The organism is Segatella salivae DSM 15606 (genome assembly GCF_000185845.1).
In the GTDB taxonomy this organism is placed as follows: domain Bacteria; phylum Bacteroidota; class Bacteroidia; order Bacteroidales; family Bacteroidaceae; genus Prevotella; species Prevotella salivae.
Genome location: NZ_GL629647.1, coordinates 2,012,349 through 2,013,063 on the forward strand (window position 1 = coordinate 2,012,349; position 715 = coordinate 2,013,063).

The following is a 715-nucleotide window of genomic DNA, read 5'->3' on the forward strand; positions in this document are numbered from 1 at the left end:
CGCAAGGAGATTCAACGCCATAGGTGTTGAGCTTTTTCTATAAAGGCACGCCTACTATGAAACCTTTCATGGCAGATTACGCCGAAAAAGCGCAACACCTACGGCGTTGAAACGTGCATTTCATAATACAATTGATGCCAACATGCAAATAAATTAATAGCAAAATATGTTAATATTTCAATGGATATATCCACTATGATGAATACTCCCATCATGCAACGCCATGGGTGTTATGCCAATATTCAAATGAATGTATCCGCCATTGCGAATGTCGCAACGATGAAACGCCATAGTTGTTATTCTGGTATTCTAATAAACACATCCGCCATGTTGAATGCCCTCATCGCGCAACGCTGTAAGCGTTGTACTTCTGATAACCCAGGGTTGACAAGCGAAAGCGAAGTCTACCCTGGGTCATTTGCCGTGCGTGGTAACAACGCTGTAGGCGTTGTACCTTTTATTCCTCGGCATTTTATCGCGGCATTCCACGTAGAAAACGTACAACACCTACGGCGTTGACCCCCTCACTACATGCATAACCCAGGGTAGGCTGACGCCAACCCTGGGCTATAAGACGTACAACGCCTTCAGCGTTGAACTAGAGCGGCATTCTAAACAGCGTCATTTTACGCACTAATTTGCGTCAAATGGTCACATGTTTTGCCGTATTTTACACGATGAAATGCCGTAAATCGTTTTACGCTTTATTATCAAC

Annotated in this window: 1 protein-coding gene; it reads left to right on the forward strand. The window is 43.9% G+C overall.

What is annotated here, in order from left to right:
• Nucleotides 1-180 precede the first annotated feature (180 nt).
• The gene (locus tag HMPREF9420_RS14715) at nucleotides 181-519 is read left to right on the forward strand and encodes a hypothetical protein (RefSeq protein WP_007135103.1); all 339 of its coding nucleotides are present in this window, start codon (nucleotides 181-183) and stop codon (nucleotides 517-519) included.
• The last annotated feature ends 196 nt before the right edge of the window (nucleotides 520-715 follow it).